This is a genomic window from Mycobacterium sp. B14F4 (genome assembly GCF_039871645.1).
Classification (GTDB): domain Bacteria; phylum Actinomycetota; class Actinomycetes; order Mycobacteriales; family Mycobacteriaceae; genus Mycobacterium.
This window is the reverse complement of sequence record NZ_JBDPMF010000012.1, coordinates 61,096-76,143: the sequence shown is the minus strand read 5'-3', so window position 1 is coordinate 76,143 and position 15,048 is coordinate 61,096. Positions and strand designations below refer to the sequence as shown.

General features: G+C 68.8%; 15 protein-coding genes. 8 read left to right on the top strand and 7 right to left on the bottom strand.

What is annotated here, in order from left to right; all coding sequences use genetic code 11:
* Positions 1-52: 52 nt before the first annotated feature.
* The 4 genes from acpM to ABGB19_RS24615 are packed head-to-tail and all read left to right on the top strand — an operon-like array spanning position 53 to position 4,325.
* The gene (acpM, locus tag ABGB19_RS24630; RefSeq protein ID WP_347688619.1) at positions 53-355 is read left to right on the top strand and encodes a meromycolate extension acyl carrier protein AcpM; all 303 of its coding nucleotides are present in this window, start codon (positions 53-55) and stop codon (positions 353-355) included.
* A complete protein-coding gene (kasA, locus tag ABGB19_RS24625; protein WP_347688618.1) occupies positions 352-1,602 on the top strand; it encodes a 3-oxoacyl-ACP synthase KasA in 1,251 nt (416 codons plus the stop codon). Before acpM ends, kasA begins: the two co-directional genes overlap by 4 nt.
* A gap of 22 nt (positions 1,603-1,624) precedes the next feature.
* Entirely contained in the window at positions 1,625-2,887 is a 1,263-nt protein-coding gene (gene kasB, locus ABGB19_RS24620; protein WP_347688617.1) for a 3-oxoacyl-ACP synthase KasB, read from the top strand.
* A gap of 16 nt (positions 2,888-2,903) precedes the next feature.
* Positions 2,904-4,325, top strand: coding sequence for an acyl-CoA carboxylase subunit beta (locus tag ABGB19_RS24615; RefSeq protein WP_347688616.1), 1,422 nt, complete (start codon positions 2,904-2,906; stop codon positions 4,323-4,325).
* Positions 4,326-4,375: 50 nt separating this feature from the next.
* Here the strand turns inward: ABGB19_RS24615 and ABGB19_RS24610 are convergent, their stop codons facing one another.
* Both ABGB19_RS24610 and ABGB19_RS24605 read right to left on the bottom strand, forming a co-directional pair.
* Positions 4,376-5,917 carry a glycerol-3-phosphate dehydrogenase/oxidase gene (locus ABGB19_RS24610; RefSeq protein WP_347688615.1) on the bottom strand — a complete coding sequence of 514 codons (1,542 nt, stop codon included), beginning with the start codon at positions 5,915-5,917 and terminating at the stop codon, positions 4,376-4,378.
* Positions 5,914-6,492, bottom strand: coding sequence for a TetR/AcrR family transcriptional regulator (locus ABGB19_RS24605; RefSeq protein WP_347688614.1), 579 nt, complete (start codon positions 6,490-6,492; stop codon positions 5,914-5,916). Before ABGB19_RS24605 ends, ABGB19_RS24610 begins: the two co-directional genes overlap by 4 nt.
* Before the next feature lie 59 nt (positions 6,493-6,551).
* Between ABGB19_RS24605 and ABGB19_RS24600 the strand changes: the two genes are divergently transcribed.
* Together ABGB19_RS24600 and ABGB19_RS24595 are read left to right on the top strand one after the other, a co-directional pair.
* A complete protein-coding gene (locus ABGB19_RS24600) occupies positions 6,552-8,132 on the top strand; it encodes an FAD-binding oxidoreductase (RefSeq protein ID WP_347688613.1) in 1,581 nt (526 codons plus the stop codon).
* Positions 8,129-9,037, top strand: a complete 909-nt coding sequence (locus ABGB19_RS24595) for a diacylglycerol kinase (protein ID WP_347688612.1) — start codon at positions 8,129-8,131, stop codon at positions 9,035-9,037. Before ABGB19_RS24600 ends, ABGB19_RS24595 begins: the two co-directional genes overlap by 4 nt.
* Here the strand turns inward: ABGB19_RS24595 and ABGB19_RS24590 are convergent.
* From ABGB19_RS24590 to ABGB19_RS24575, 4 genes are all read right to left on the bottom strand, one after another.
* The gene (locus ABGB19_RS24590; RefSeq protein WP_347688611.1) at positions 9,009-9,521 is read right to left on the bottom strand and encodes a DUF3145 domain-containing protein; all 513 of its coding nucleotides are present in this window, start codon (positions 9,519-9,521) and stop codon (positions 9,009-9,011) included. The genes ABGB19_RS24595 and ABGB19_RS24590 overlap by 29 nt on opposite strands.
* A 109-nt stretch (positions 9,522-9,630) precedes the next feature.
* Entirely contained in the window at positions 9,631-10,455 is an 825-nt protein-coding gene (locus ABGB19_RS24585; RefSeq protein WP_347688610.1) for a serine hydrolase domain-containing protein, read from the bottom strand.
* A gap of 48 nt (positions 10,456-10,503) precedes the next feature.
* Positions 10,504-11,580: a class I SAM-dependent methyltransferase gene (locus ABGB19_RS24580; protein WP_347688609.1), complete on the bottom strand. Its 1,077-nt coding sequence runs from the start codon at positions 11,578-11,580 to the stop codon at positions 10,504-10,506.
* Positions 11,581-11,661: 81 nt separating this feature from the next.
* Positions 11,662-12,441: a class III extradiol ring-cleavage dioxygenase gene (locus ABGB19_RS24575; RefSeq protein WP_347688608.1), complete on the bottom strand. Its 780-nt coding sequence runs from the start codon at positions 12,439-12,441 to the stop codon at positions 11,662-11,664.
* Positions 12,442-12,522: 81 nt separating this feature from the next.
* On the opposite strand from ABGB19_RS24575, the gene ABGB19_RS24570 reads away from it, so the two are divergent.
* Both ABGB19_RS24570 and ABGB19_RS24565 read left to right on the top strand, forming a co-directional pair.
* Positions 12,523-13,617, top strand: a complete 1,095-nt coding sequence (locus ABGB19_RS24570) for an S-(hydroxymethyl)mycothiol dehydrogenase (protein ID WP_347688607.1) — start codon at positions 12,523-12,525, stop codon at positions 13,615-13,617.
* A complete protein-coding gene (locus ABGB19_RS24565) occupies positions 13,614-14,243 on the top strand; it encodes an MBL fold metallo-hydrolase (protein WP_347688606.1) in 630 nt (209 codons plus the stop codon). Before ABGB19_RS24570 ends, ABGB19_RS24565 begins: the two co-directional genes overlap by 4 nt.
* A 20-nt stretch (positions 14,244-14,263) precedes the next feature.
* On the opposite strand, the gene ABGB19_RS24560 is transcribed toward ABGB19_RS24565, so the two are convergent.
* Positions 14,264-15,007 carry an SHOCT domain-containing protein gene (locus ABGB19_RS24560; protein ID WP_347688605.1) on the bottom strand — a complete coding sequence of 248 codons (744 nt, stop codon included), beginning with the start codon at positions 15,005-15,007 and terminating at the stop codon, positions 14,264-14,266.
* Between the last annotated feature and the right edge of the window lie 41 nt (positions 15,008-15,048).

The following is a 15,048-nucleotide window of genomic DNA, read 5'->3' as shown; positions in this document are numbered from 1 at the left end:
CCGCATAAAGCGTCAATTCAGTTAAGTAACAACCGAAGTAGAAGGAGCCACCGTGCCCGCCAGTCAGGATGAAATCATCGCCGGTCTCGCCGAGATCATCGAAGAGGTCACCGGTATCGAGCCGTCCGAGGTCACCCCGGAGAAGAGCTTCGTCGACGACCTGGACATCGACTCGCTGTCGATGGTGGAGATCGCCGTGCAGACCGAGGACAAGTACGGCGTGAAGATCCCCGACGAGGACCTCGCCGGCCTGCGCACCGTCGGTGACGTCGTCGCCTACATCCAGAAGCTCGAGGAAGAGAACCCCGAAGCCGCGGCCGCAATCCGCGCGCAGATTGAAGCCGATCGGGCATGAGTAGACCTTCCACTGCTAACGGCGGTTTCCCGAACGTCGTCGTGACCGCCGTCACGGCGACCACGTCGGTCGCGGCGGACATCGAGAGCACGTGGAAGAGTCTGCTGGCCGGCGAGAGCGGCATCCGCGTCCTCGAGGACGAGTTCGTCACCAAGTGGGACCTTCCGGTCCGCATCGGTGGCCACCTCGTCGACGCGATCGACGACCACATGACGCGACTGGACATGCGACGGATGTCGTATGTCCAGCGCATGGCCAAGTACCTCAGTGGCCAGCTCTGGGAGACCGCGGGTTCGCCCGAGGTCGACCCGGATCGCTTCGCCGTGGTCGTCGGCACCGGTCTGGGTGGCGGCGAGAAGATCGTCGAGACCTACGACGCGATGAACGAGGGCGGCCCCCGCAAGGTGTCTCCGCTCGCGGTGCAGATGATCATGCCCAACGGCGCTGCGGCCGTCATCGGCCTGCAGTTGGGTGCCCGCGCCGGCGTCATCACGCCGGTGTCGGCCTGCTCGTCGGGTTCGGAGGCCATCGCTCACGGATGGCGCCAGATCGTGATGGGTGACGCCGACATCGCCGTCGTCGGTGGTGTCGAGGGCGGCATCGAGGCGCTGCCGATCGCGGCGTTCTCGATGATGCGCGCGATGTCGACCAACAACGACGACCCCGCGGGCGCGTCGCGGCCCTTCGACAAGAACCGCGACGGGTTCGTGTTCGGCGAGGCCGGCGCGCTCATGGTCATCGAGACCGAGGAGCACGCCAAGGCACGCGGCGCCACGCCGCTGGCCCGGCTGATGGGGGCCGGCATCACGTCGGACGCGTTCCACATGGTCGCGCCGGCCTCTGACGGTCTTCGGGCCGGTCAGGCGATGAAGCGGGCGATGGAGACCGCTGGGTTGGACCCCAAGGACATCCAGCACGTCAACGCGCACGCGACGGCCACCTCGATCGGTGACGTCGCCGAGGCGAACGCGATTCGCGTCGCCGGTGTCGAGCACGCTGCGGTGTACGCGCCGAAGTCGGCGCTCGGCCACTCCATCGGTGCGGTCGGTGCGCTGGAATCGGCACTGACGGTGCTCGCGCTGCGCGACGGCGTCATCCCGCCCACGCTCAACTACGAGACCCCCGATCCCGAGATCGATCTCGATGTTGTTGCGGGCGAGCCTCGGTACGGCGACTTCCAGTACGCCATCAACAACTCGTTCGGCTTCGGTGGACACAATGTCGCCCTGGCCTTCGGGCGCTACTGAGCGAAGGGTTTTTCGTAGTTCGATGACAGGGTTGACCCGGCTCTGCACGGGAAACGGTTTCCCCAACGTGGTCGTCACCGGTATCGCGATGACGACCGCGGTGGCGACCAGCGCCGACGACACCTGGAAGAAGCTGCTGGACGGCCAGAGCGGTATCCGCAAGCTCGAGGACCCGTTCGTCGAGGAGTATGACCTGCCGGTGCGTATCGGCGGTCATCTCCTCGAGGATTTCGACCACGAACTGACGCGGGTGGAACTGCGTCGCCTGTCGTATCTGCAGAAGATGTCGACGGTGCTGTCGCGGCGGGTCTGGGAGGACGCGGGTTCGCCCGACGTCGATCCCAAGCGCCTGATGGTGTCGATCGGCACCGGCATGGGCTCCACCGAGGAGCTGGTGTTCAGCTACGACGGCATGCGGGCCAAGGGCCTGCGCGCCGTCTCCCCACTGGCCGTGCAGATGTACATGCCCAACGCGGCCGCGGCCGCGGTGGGACTGGAGCGCAAAGCCCGCGCCGGGGTGGTCACCCCGGTGTCGGCCTGCGCGTCGGGCTCGGAGGGCATCGCGCACGCATGGCGCAACATCGTGCTCGGCGAGGCCGACGTCGCGATCTGCGGTGGCGTCGAGACCAAGATCGAGGCGGTGCCGATCGCCGGCTTCGCCCAGATGCGAATCGTGTTGTCCACCACCAACGATGATCCCGCCGGTGCCTGCCGCCCGTTCGACAAGGACCGCAACGGGTTCGTGTTCGGCGAGGCCGGCGCGCTGTTGGTCATCGAGACCGAGGAGCACGCGAAGGCCCGCGGCGCCAACATCCTGGCCCGCATCATGGGGGCCAGCATCACGTCGGACGGCTACCACATCGTGGCACCCGACCCCAACGGCGAGCAGGCCGGCCACGCGATGACGCGGGCCATCCAGCTGGCCGGGCTGCAGCCCACCGACATCGACCACGTCAACGCGCATGCCACCGGCACCAGCGTCGGCGACGTGGCCGAAGGCAAGGCCATCAACAACGCGATGGGCAGCCACAAGCCGGCCGTCTACGCACCCAAGGCTGCACTCGGCCACTCGGTCGGCGCCGTCGGTGCCGTCGAGTCCATCCTGACCGTGCTGGCGTTGCGGGACGGCATCATCCCGCCGACACTGAACCTGCGCAATCTCGATCCGGAGATCGATCTGGACGTGGTCGCCGGGGAGCCGCGGCAGGGCAACTACCAGTACGCGATCAACAACTCGTTCGGATTCGGCGGGCACAACGTCGCACTCGCCTTCGGGAAATACTGACCCACAGGAGATTTGGATGACGATCACCGCGCCCGAGACCATCAGCGAGTCCCTCGACCCGCGCGATCCGCTGCTGCGCCTGAGCACCTTCTTCGACGGCGACAGCGTCGAACTGCTGCACGAGCGTGACCGCTCCGGCGTGCTGGCCGCGGCCGGCACCGTCAACGGCGTGCGCACCATCGCCTTCTGCACCGATGGCACCGTCATGGGCGGCGCCATGGGCGTCGAGGGCTGCGCCCACATCGTCAACGCCTACGACCAGGCCATCGAGGAGCAGAGCCCGATCGTGGGCATCTGGCACTCGGGCGGCGCCCGGCTCGCCGAGGGCGTCAAGGCCCTGCACGCCGTCGGGTTGGTGTTCGAGGCCATGATCCGCGCCTCCGGGTACATCCCGCAGATCTCCGTCGTCGTCGGCTTCGCCGCGGGCGGCGCCGCCTACGGCCCGGCCCTGACCGACGTGATCGTCATGGCGCCGGAGAGCCGGGTGTTCGTCACCGGCCCCGACGTGGTGCGCAGCGTGACCGGTGAGGACGTCGACATGGCCTCGCTCGGCGGCCCCGACACCCACCACAAGAAGTCCGGTGTGTGCCACATCGTCGCCGACGACGAACTCGACGCCTACGAGCGCGGCCGTCGCCTGGTCGGATTGTTCTGTCAGCAGGGCCATTTCGACCGCGCCAAGGCCGAGGCGGGCGACACGGACCTGCACGCCCTGTTGCCGGAGTCGGCGCGGCGCGCTTACGACGTGCACCCGATCGTGCAGGCGCTGCTCGACGAGGGAACCCCCTTCGATGAGTTCCAGGGCAAGTGGGCGCCGTCGATCGTCATCGGGCTGGGCCGGCTGGCCGGCCGGACCATCGGCGTGATCGCCAACAACCCGCTGCGCCTCGGCGGCTGCCTGAACTCCGAAAGCGCAGAGAAGGCAGCGCGTTTCGTGCGCCTGTGCGATGCGTTCGGCATCCCGATCGTCAACATCGTCGACGTCCCCGGCTACCTGCCCGGTGTCGACCAGGAGTGGGGCGGCGTCGTCCGCCGCGGCGCCAAGCTACTGCACGCGTTCGGCGAGTGCTCGGTTCCGCGGGTCACGCTGGTGACCCGCAAGATCTACGGCGGCGCCTACATCGCGATGAACTCGCGTTCACTCGGCGCGACCAAGGTGTACGCGTGGCCGGACGCCGAGGTCGCGGTGATGGGCGCCAAGGCCGCGGTCGGCATTCTGCACAAGAAGAAGCTGGCCGCCGCTCCCGAGGACGAGCGCGAGGCGCTGCACGAGGAGTTGGCCGCCGAGCACGAAAGGCTCGCCGGCGGTGTCGATTCGGCGATCGAGATCGGCGTGGTCGACGAGAAGATCGACCCGTCGCACACACGCAGCAAGCTGACCCAGGCGCTGGCCCAGGCCCCCGCGCGCCGCGGCCGCCACAAGAACATCCCGCTGTAACTTCGTCTGACGAGATCAGACTTCTCGCACCCGGCCGCTGCGTTTTCGTGTCATAAGTCTGATCTCGCCAAGAGTTCTTCCGCGACGGCCACTACCCGCTCACGGTCGGCCTGCACCAAGCCGATGCGGGTGCGTCGGTCCACGATGTCGTCGGCGGTCAGCGCGCCCTCGTGCGTCACTGCGTACTCGAACTCCGCACGGATGACGTCGATCCCGTCGGCCACCGGGTCGGTAGGCCGCTCGCAACTCGCCGCGGCGATCACGTTCGGGGCTTCTGCGCCGAAGCGGGCGACCAGCGATCCCGGCAGTTCGACCGGGGAGCGCAGCGTCGCAACGGGATTCGACGGCGCACCGACCAACGGCAGGTTGCGCGTCCGGCACTCCGTCGCGGTCAGCCCCCGCAACGCGATCGCCCGGTCGACGACGTCCTCGGCCATGTAGCGGTACTCGGTCAGCTTGCCACCGATGACGCTGATGACCCCCGACGGCGATTCGGTGACCGCGTGCTCGCGTGACACGTCGGCCGTTCGCCCCGCTCCGGTGTCGATGAGCGGCCGCAGACCGGCGTAGGCGCCGACCACATCGGCCCGGCTCAGGGCGACGTCGAGCGCGGTGTTGACCGTATCGAGCAGGAACGAGATCTCCTCGTCGGCCGGTTGCGGCACATCGGGAATGGGTCCGGGGGCGTCCTCGTCGGTCAACCCGAGATACACCCGGCCCAACTGCTCGGGCATCGCGAACACGAAGCGGTTGATCTCGCCGGGTATCGGAATAGTAAGCGCAGCAACAGGGTTGCTGAATGCCGACGCGTCGAACACCAGATGCGTCCCGCGACTGGGCCGCAGTTTGAGAGACGGATCGACCTCCCCCGCCCACACGCCCGAGGCGTTGATGACCGCGCGGGCGGTGATGTCGAACGAGTCACCGGACAGCCGGTCGGTCAGCGTCACCGAAGTGGCTGTCGCCGCCGACGCTGCCACGCGGGTCAGGATCCGGGCGCCGTGTTGCGCCGCGGTACGCGCGACGGCGGCGACCAGACGGGCGTCGTCGATCAACTGGCCGTCGTAGGCCAGCAGGGCGCCGTCGAGACCGTCGCGCCGCACGGTGGGGGCCAGCTCGACCGCGCGGGCCGCGTCGATCCGCCGCGACCGCGGCAGCGTCGTCGCCGGCGTGCCCGCCAACTTGCGCAGCCCGTCCCCGGCGGCGAAGCCCACCCGAACAAGGGCCCGCGACGCGCGGTTCATCGACGGCAGCAGCGGCACCAGCTGCGGCATCGCCTTCACCAGATGAGGTGCGTTGCGCGTCATCAGGATTCCGCGTTCGACCGCGCTGCGCCGGGCGATCCCGACGTTGCCCGACGCCAGGTAGCGCAGGCCGCCGTGGATCAGCTTCGAACTCCACCGGCTGGTGCCGAACGCCAGGTCGTGTTTTTCGACCAGCGCGACGGTCAGGCCGCGGGTCGCAGCGTCCAACGCGATGCCGGCCCCGGTGACGCCGCCGCCGATGACGATCACGTCCGGTCGTTCGCCGTCGGCCAGCGCGGCGAGCTCGCTCGCCCGCCGCACGCCGTTCAATGCTGTTGGGCCGCTCACGGTTGCAGGTATCTGTTCAACGAGCGGGCCAGCTCGACGTTGAGCGCCTCGCGGTCCAGTAGCTTCTCGACCATCTGCGCCGACTGGATCGTCGACTGCGTGATCAGCAGGCACATCGCACTCATCTCATGCGCATCGCCCTCGCGCACGCTGCCGCCTTCCTGCGCGAGCCTGATCGCGTCGGACAAGGCGTCGATGAGGATCATTTGGCTGGTGCCCAGGCGTTCGGCGATGTAGACCATCGCGAACTCGGGTGCATCGTGCAGCACCGACATCACGACCTCGTCATTGCGCAGGTGCTCGGCCACCGCGACCACCCGCTGAACCAGTGCTTCCCGATCGGTTCCGTAGTTCGGCACCGCGTCCAGCACCCCGGCGATGCGGGCGGTCATCAGCGCCGCGAGCACCCCGTTGGTGTCGGACCAGCGGCGGTAGATCGTCGGGCGGCTCATTCGCGCACGCCGCGCGATGTCCGTCAGGGTCACCCGCTTCACCCCGACTGCCAGCACGCAGGCCGCCGCGGCGTCGAGCACGCGGTCCTCCACACTCGGCTCAGAGTTACGGATTGACGACATGTGTAATACTGTAACGCATGACGCGCCGGGACGCCCACCGAACAGCACTCCTGCCCCCTATGAAGTGGAACGCCTGGGGCGACCCCGATGAGGCGAAACCGCTGTCCGAGAGCATCCGCGCACTGCTGGAGCAGGCGCTCGGCTTCCAGGCTTCGGCGGGTCCCGAACTGCAGGCCGACGACGTGCGGTTGCGGCCGTCGTCGCTGCCTGACACCGACCGCGAGGCGCTGATCGGCATCGTGGGCTCGGACTACTGCCACACCGACGACCGCGGCCGGCTGCTGCGAGCCGGCGGCAAGTCCACGCTGGACCTGCTGCGTCGCCGGGACACCGGTGTGCAGGACGCACCCGACGCGGTGCTGCTGCCCGGCACCGAGGAAGAAATCGCCGCGATCCTGGCGCACTGCTCAGCGCACCGCATCGCGGTCGTCCCCTTCGGCGGGGGCACCAGCGTGGTCGGCGGCCTGGACCCGATCCGCGACGACTTCTCCGCCGTCATCTCGCTGGACCTTCGGCGGTTCGACCGACTGCACGCGCTCGACGAGGTGTCCGGCGAAGCAGACCTCGGGGCCGGGTTGACCGGTCCGGACGCCGAACGCCTGCTCGGCGAGCGCGGCTTCTCGCTGGGCCACTTCCCGCAGAGTTTCCAGTTCGCCACCATCGGCGGTTTCGCCGCGACCCGCTCGTCGGGACAGGACTCGGCGGGCTACGGCCGGTTCAACGACATGGTCCGCGGGCTGCGCGCGGTGACCCCGGTCGGCGTGCTGGACCTCGGCCGCGCGCCGGAGTCCGCGGCGGGCCCCGACCTGCGCCAGCTGTTGATCGGCTCGGAGGGTGTACTCGGGATCATCACCCGCGTGCGAGTCCGGGTGCATCCCGTCCCGACGGCCACCCGCTACGAGGCGTGGTCGTTCCCCGACTTCGCGACGGGCGCCGACGCGTTGCGAGCCGTCGTGCAGACCGGAACGGGGCCGACGGTGATCCGGTTGTCCGACGAAGCCGAGACGGGGGTGAACCTGGCGACGACCGAGAGCATCGGCGAAAAGCAGGTCACCGGAGGATGTCTGGCGATCACGGCCTTCGAGGGCACCGACGCACACGTCGCCAGCAGGCACGCCGAGACGCGCGCGGTACTGCAGGCCGCGGGCGGCACATCGCTGGGCGAGGGTCCGGCGATGGCGTGGGAGCACGGCCGGTTCTCCGCGCCCTACCTTCGCGATTCCCTGCTGTCGGCGGGAGCGCTGTGCGAAACGCTGGAGACCGCGACGAACTGGTCGAACGTGCCCGCCCTGAAAGCGGCTGTCACCGAGGCGCTGACGTCGGCGCTGGCCGAGTCCGGCACGGCCGCGCTGGTGTTGTGCCACATCTCGCACGTGTATCCGACCGGGGCGTCGCTGTACTTCACCGTCGTCGCCGCCCAACGCGGCAACCCGATCGAACAGTGGCGGAAGGCGAAATCCGCGGCGTCCGAAGCGATGATGCGCACCGGAGGCACCATCACGCACCACCACGCCGTCGGCGCCGACCACCGGCCGTGGATGCACGACGAGGTAGGCGACCTCGGTGTCGCGATGCTGCGCGCGGTCAAGTCGGCCCTCGACCCGGCGGGAATCCTCAACCCGGGCAAGCTGATTCCATGACGGAACGGGTCACGGTCCTGACCAACCCTGCCTCGGGGCACGGCAGCGCACCGCACGCCGCCGAACGCGCCATCGCGCGCCTGCAGAAGCGCGGCGTCGACGTCGTGGCGATCGCAGGCACGGACTCCGACCACGCACGACGACTCGTCGAGGGCGCCCTCGAGCGGGGTATGGACGCGTTGGTGGTCGTCGGCGGCGACGGGATCATCTCGCTGGCGTTACAGGTACTCGCCCAGGGTGACATCCCGCTCGGCATCATCCCGGCGGGTACCGGCAATGACCACGCCCGCGAATTCGGCATTCCCACCAAAGATCCCGAAGCCGCCGCGGACGTCGTCGTCGACGGCGATGTCCGGACCATCGACCTGGGCCGGATCAGGGGCGCCGACGGTACCGACAAGTGGTTCGGCACGGTGATGGCCGCCGGCTTCGATTCGCTCGTCACCGACCGGACCAACAGGATGACGTGGCCGCACGGCCGAATGCGCTACAACCTGGCGATGATCGCCGAGTTGTCGCAGTTGCGGCTGCTGCCGTTTCGCCTGACGCTCGACGGACGCGAACTGGTGACCGAGCTGACCATGGCCGAGTTCGGCAACACCCGCAGCTACGGCGGCGGCATGCTGATCTGCCCCGGCGCGGATCCGGCCGACGGGCTGCTGGACGTGACGATGGTGGCCTCGGCGTCGCGCACGAAGCTGATCCGGTTGTTCCCGACGGTGTTCAAGGGCACACACGTCGACCTCGACGAGGTCCGCACCGAGCGCGCGAAGACCATCACGGTCGAGTGCCCCGGGATCAACGCCTATGCCGACGGCGAGTACGTCTGCCCGCTGCCCGTCGAGGTGTCGGCGGTTCCGGGCGCGCTGAAGATTCTCACCCCACGCCGCGGCTCAGCCAGCTGACCTCGGCGGTGTCGCCGCCGTCGCGGTAGGGCTCCAACGCCTCGTCCCATGCCGTGCCGAGCACCGTGTCGAGTTCGGCGGCGAGCATGTCGGCGCCCTCGGCCATCAGGGTCCGCAGTCGCATCTCGCCGACCATCACGTCACCGTTGGCGCTCATCGGCCCGCTCCACAATCCGAGCTGGGGGGTGTGGCACCAGCGGTGGCCGTCCACGCCGGGGCTCGGGTCCTCGGTGACCTCGAAGCGGAGCACCGACCACGACCGCAGCGCGCTGGCCAACTGGCCGCCGGTGCCGACCGGGCCCACCCAGTTGGTGACCGCACGCAGCTGCCCGGGCATGGCCGGCTGCGGGGTCCACTTCAAGTTGGCGCGCGCCGACAGGGTCGACGACAACGCCCACTCGACATGTGGGCACACCGCAGCGGGTGAGGCATGGATGTAGACCACGCCCGTCGTCGCTTCGGCGAACTGGTTCGACGCACGCATTTGCTACTCCTTCGGCTCCACGAGGGACGTCTTCCCCAAGCGGCCTGGCGAAACCGAAATTACAGCTGTGTCGTGCGTGTCTATTGTGCCCTGTGAGGCGGCTGTTGCGCTAGTCTGCTTCGAATTCTCTCAGGACTTCGTCAGACAACGCCGGCCACGGCTCGTACGCCCAGTCCCCGAAATCGCGGTCGGTCAGCACTACCAGCGCCATGTCGGCCTCCGGGTCGACCCACAAAAACGTCCCTGACTGGCCGAAATGTCCGAACGTCCGGCCGCTGTTCGCCGATCCCGTCCAGTGCGGCGACTTGCCGTCGCGGATCTCGAAACCCAGGCCCCAGTCGTTGGGCCGCTGCGAGCCGAAGCCGGGCAACACGCCGTTCAGTCCGGGAAATTGCACTGTGGTCGCCTCGGCGTGCATCTGCGCCGACACCGTGACCGGACGCAACAGGTCGCCGGCGAACCGGGCCAGGTCGGCGACCGTCGCCCTCGCGCCGTAACCGGCAGCCTCGGCGCCGCCGTCCAGCGAACTGTCGGTCATGCCGAGGGGTTCGAACACCGCCTCGGCGAGGTACCGTCCGAACTCGATACCCGACGCCTTCTCGAGCGTCTCGGCGAGCACCTGGAAGCCGTAGTTCGAGTACACCCGCCGCTTCCCCGGCTCGGCCATCGTCTTCGCCGAGTGCATCGAGTAACCGGCCGCATGGGCGAGCAGGTGCCGGACCGTGGCGCCGGGCGGACCGGCCTCGGTGTCGAGGCCGACGGCGCCCTCCTCGACAGCGATCTGCGCCGCGCGGGCGACCACCAGCTTGGTCACCGACGCCAACGCGAACCGGCGGCCGACGTCACCGTGCTCCGCCAGCACATCGGCCGGGCCGACCACCGCCGCGGCGGCGGTCGGGACCGGCCAGTCGGCTATGACATCGAGGGCGCTCATCGCGCCCGACCCTAACCCCCAGTCGCTTCGCTCCTACCCGCCGGCCGCCTATTTGCGCGCGATGTAGTAGTTGTTGATCGGGTCGGATTCGATCTCGCGCACCGTCACGTCGGCGAACCCGGCGTCGGCGAGCATCGAGGTGGCGAGCTGCTGACCCCAGCACGTCCCCAGACCGGCGCCGTCCAGGCCCAGCGACACGCTCATGCAGTGCATCGTCGACACCGTGTACAGATAGGTGGCCAGCGGCACCGCCACGTTGTCCTCGAGCCGGCTCGACGCCTTGATGTCGACCATCAGCAGATATCCGCCCGGGCGCAGCGCGCGGTGGATGTTCTCCAGCACCGTGGCGGGCGCCGCCTGGTCGTGGATGGCGTCGAAAACCGTGATCACGTCGTAGCTTTCGGAGGCGTCGAGCTTGGCGACGTCCCTGGCTTCGAAGGTGGCGTTCGTCAGGCCCAGCCGCGCGGCCTCCGCCCGCCCGGTGGCCAGTCCCTCGTCGGAGAAGTCGATGCCGGTGAACCGGCTCGCCGGGAACGCCTGCGCCATCACGTTGATCGCATGGCCACTGCCGCAACCGATGTCGGCCACGTCGGCGCCGGCGCGCAACAACTCCGGCAGCCCCTCGGCCATCGGCAGGATGACGTCGACGAGCGCGGCGTCGAACACCTCTCCGCTCTCCTCGGCCATCAGGGTGTGGAATCGCGGATACTCGCTGTAGGACAGCCCGCCGCCGGTGCGGAAGCAGCCGATGATCTTCTGCTCGACCTCACCGAGCAGCGGGATGAACTGCGCGACGCGCGCGAGGTTGTCCGGTCCGGCCGCCCGGGTGAGCACCGCGGCGCGGTGCCGGGGCAGCGTGTAGGTCTGCGCCGCCGGGTCGTAATCGACGACGCGGGCGGTCACCGTCCCGCCGAGCCACTCCCGCACGTAGCGCTCGTGGAGCCCGGCCGCGTCGGCGATCTGAGCGCTGGTGGCCGGCGGCAGTTCGGCCAGCGTGTCCAGCAGGCCGGTCTGGTGTCCGATGGACAGCAGGATGGCCAGGCTGGCGTCGTCGATCGCGCCGACGATCCGCCCGGCGAACTCTTCGGTGGTGTCGACGTCTTCTCTGTGGTCGATATCCGTCATTGCGCTTCCCTCGTACTTTCTTTCGGGCGGCCGGACTGCCGTCCATTGCACAACGGGCGGTGACGCCGCGCGGTTCAACGGCTAAATCAGCTCGATCGAACGCTTCGCCAGACCCATCCAGTAGCCGTCGATCACCTGGCGCGGGGACTGGCCGGGGTCGCTCGAAGCGCCGAGCGCGACGAACAACGGCGAGAAATGCTCGATCGTCGGATGCGCGTACGGCATGCCGGGCGCACGATTGCGGAAGTCGATCAGCGCGTCCACGTCCCCGGCGGCGAACGCCTCGGCAGTCCAGGCGTCGAACTCCGTCGACCAGTCCGGCGGCACTGCCGACGGTGTCGGGTCGTCGAGGAACGGCAGGCCGTGAGTGGTGAACCCCGAACCGATGATCAGCACGCCCTCGTCGCGCAACGGCCGCAGCCGCCTGCCGAGCGCCAGCAGCCGCTGCGGGTCCAGCGTCGGCATCGAGATCTGCAGCGTCGGGATGTCGGCTTCCGGGTACATCACGGTCAGCGGTACGTAGGCGCCGTGGTCTAGCCTGCGGTCCGGGTCGTGGCGGACGGGTTCGTCGTCGGGCATCGCCGATTCGACCCGCGCTGCCAGGTCCACCGCCCCGGGTGCGTCGTACCGGGTTTCGTAGTAGCGCTGGGGGAAGCCCCAGAAGTCGTAGGTCAGCGGGGTGTCCGGTGAGGTCGACCCGATGCTCAGCGGCGCGCTCTCCCAGTGCGCCGAGACGACGAGGATCGCGGCCGGGCGCGGCAGTTCGCGGGACCAGTCGGCGAGCTGACCGACCCAGGGTTCATCGTCGACCAGGGGCGGTGCGCCGTGGGACAGGTAAAGCGCGGGAAGCTCGTCGGCCACGGCTCCAGTGTTCCCGCGCCGCGAACCGGACATACGTATGGACACTATTCCAATCGTTGGCGCACCCATTAGGTTGTACGCATGAGCCAAACGGTGCGCGGTGTGATCTCACGGAAGAAGGGCGAACCGGTCGAAGTCGTGGACGTGGTCATTCCCGACCCCGGTCCGGGCGAGGTGGTGGTCGACGTCACCGCGTGCGGGGTGTGCCATACCGACCTGCATTACCGGGAGGGCGGCATCAACGACGAGTTCCCGTTCCTGCTCGGACACGAGGCCGCGGGCACCGTCGAATCCGTCGGCGCAGGCGTCACCAACGTCGAGTCCGGCGATTTCGTCGTCCTGAACTGGCGCGCGGTGTGCGGCCAGTGCCGCGCCTGCAAGCGGGGCCGTCTGCACCTGTGCTTCGACACCCACAACGCCGCACAGAAGATGACGCTGACCGACGGCACCGAGTTGACGCCCGCGCTGGGCATCGGCGCGTTCGCCGACAAGACGCTGGTGCACGAGGGCCAGTGCACCAAGGTCGACGCCGCGGCCGACCCGGCGGTGGCCGGACTGTTGGGCTGCGGCGTGATGGCGGGCCTTGGCGCGGCGGTGAACACCGGCGCGGTGGGACGTGACGACACCGTGGCGGTGATCGGTTGCGGCGGCGTGGGCGATGCGGCCATCGCGGGGGCTCGCCTGGTCGGCGCTCGGCGCATCATCGCCGTCGACACCGACGACAAGAAGCTGGACTGGGCCCGCGACTTCGGCGCCACGCACACCATCAACAGCGCCGAACTCGCCGAAAAAGACCTCGTCGAGACCATCCAGGACCTCACCGACGGTTTCGGCGTCGACGTGGTGATCGACGCCGTCGGCAGGCCCGAGACGTGGAAGCAGGCGTTCTACGCCCGTGATCTGGCGGGAACCGTTGTGCTGGTGGGCGTGCCGACGCCGGACATGACGCTGGAGATGCCGCTGATCGACTTCTTCTCCCGCGGCGGGTCGCTGAAGTCGTCGTGGTACGGCGACTGCCTGCCCGAGCGCGACTTCCCCACGTTGATCGACCTCTATCTGCAGGGGCGGTTGCCGCTGGACAAGTTCGTCACCGAGCGGATCGGCATCGACGGCGTCGAGGAGGCGTTCCACAGGATGCACGGCGGTGACGTGTTGCGATCGGTGGTGCTGCTGTGAACGGCGGACCGATTCAGCGAGTGGTCACCAGCGGGACGTTCGAACTCGACGGTGGCAGTTGGGAAGTCGACAACAACATCTGGATCGTCGGCGACGACTCCGAGGTGGTGGTGTTCGACGCGGCGCACGATGCCGGCCCGATCGTCAACGCGGTCGGCGGCCGTCACGTGGTGGCGGTCGTGTGCACGCACGGGCACAACGACCATGTGACCGTCGCGCCCGAACTGGGCGACGCACTCGACGCGCCCGTCCTGCTGCACCCCGCTGACGATGTGCTGTGGCGAATGACGCACCCGGAAGAGGAGTTCCGAACCGTCTCCGATGGCGACACGCTGCAGGTGGCGGGGACCGAACTGCGGGCGCTGCACACGCCGGGCCACTCGCCGGGATCGGTGTGCTGGCATGCGCCCGACCTGAACGCGGTGTTCTCCGGCGACACGCTGTTCCAGGGCGGCCCCGGCGCGACCGGCCGGTCGTACTCGGACTTCCCGACCATTCTCGAGTCGATCTCGGGCCGGCTGGGCAAGCTGCCCGGCGACACCGTGGTCTACACCGGTCACGGCGACTCGACGACCATCGGCGACGAGATCGTGAACTACGACGACTGGGTCGCCCGCGGCCACTAGCGCCACCATTGCGGCGAGCCCTAGCTGTTGAGGATGCGGCGCTTCTCGGCTTCGAACTCGTCGTCGGTCAGCGCGCCGGAGTCCCGCAGCGCCGCCAACTGCCTGAGCTGCTCCAGCCGGATGGCCTGGTCATTCGGCACGAACCCGGCCGACGCCGTCGGAACCGCCTGCAACGTCGTCGGTCCCTCGGAGGTCAGCAGCTCATGCGGCGCGAGCGGTCTGGCCTTCTTACTCGCCCGCGCCGACCACATCAACGCCGCCACCAACCCCACCACGCCCGCCGCGGCCAGCCCGCCGAACAGCCACGGCAGCGCACCATAGGAGCTGTCGTGACCGAACGCCAGCGACGGGCGGATGTAGCCGCCGACGTCGCCGTCGGTCGACACCCGGTAGGTCCCCTCCTCGGCGATCTGCACCACCCACACCCGCACATGCAGGTCGCTGTTGACTGTGGTTGTGCCGCTGACACTTTCGGTGACCTCGGGATCGGCTACACCCGCAGGCGGCTCGATGTTGACCCTGATCGACGGAATCGGGAATCCGCTGCTCGAGCGTCCCGTGATCATGGTGTGGAAACTGACCGTCACCTCCCCCGCCGGCAGGTCTATCTCGCCGGAGCCCGGGATGGGCACCTCACCGTAGGCGTCGTACTCGTCGAGCACGAACGCGTTGAGCACCAGCGTGACGACGAAGCCGACGAGTGCGGCGACCAGAGTCAGGACGGCTACGACGACGGCGAGGCGCGGGGCGACCCTTCCGCTCATGGTTCGAAAGTCTGTCACGGCCGCCGCCCTTACCGGTACCT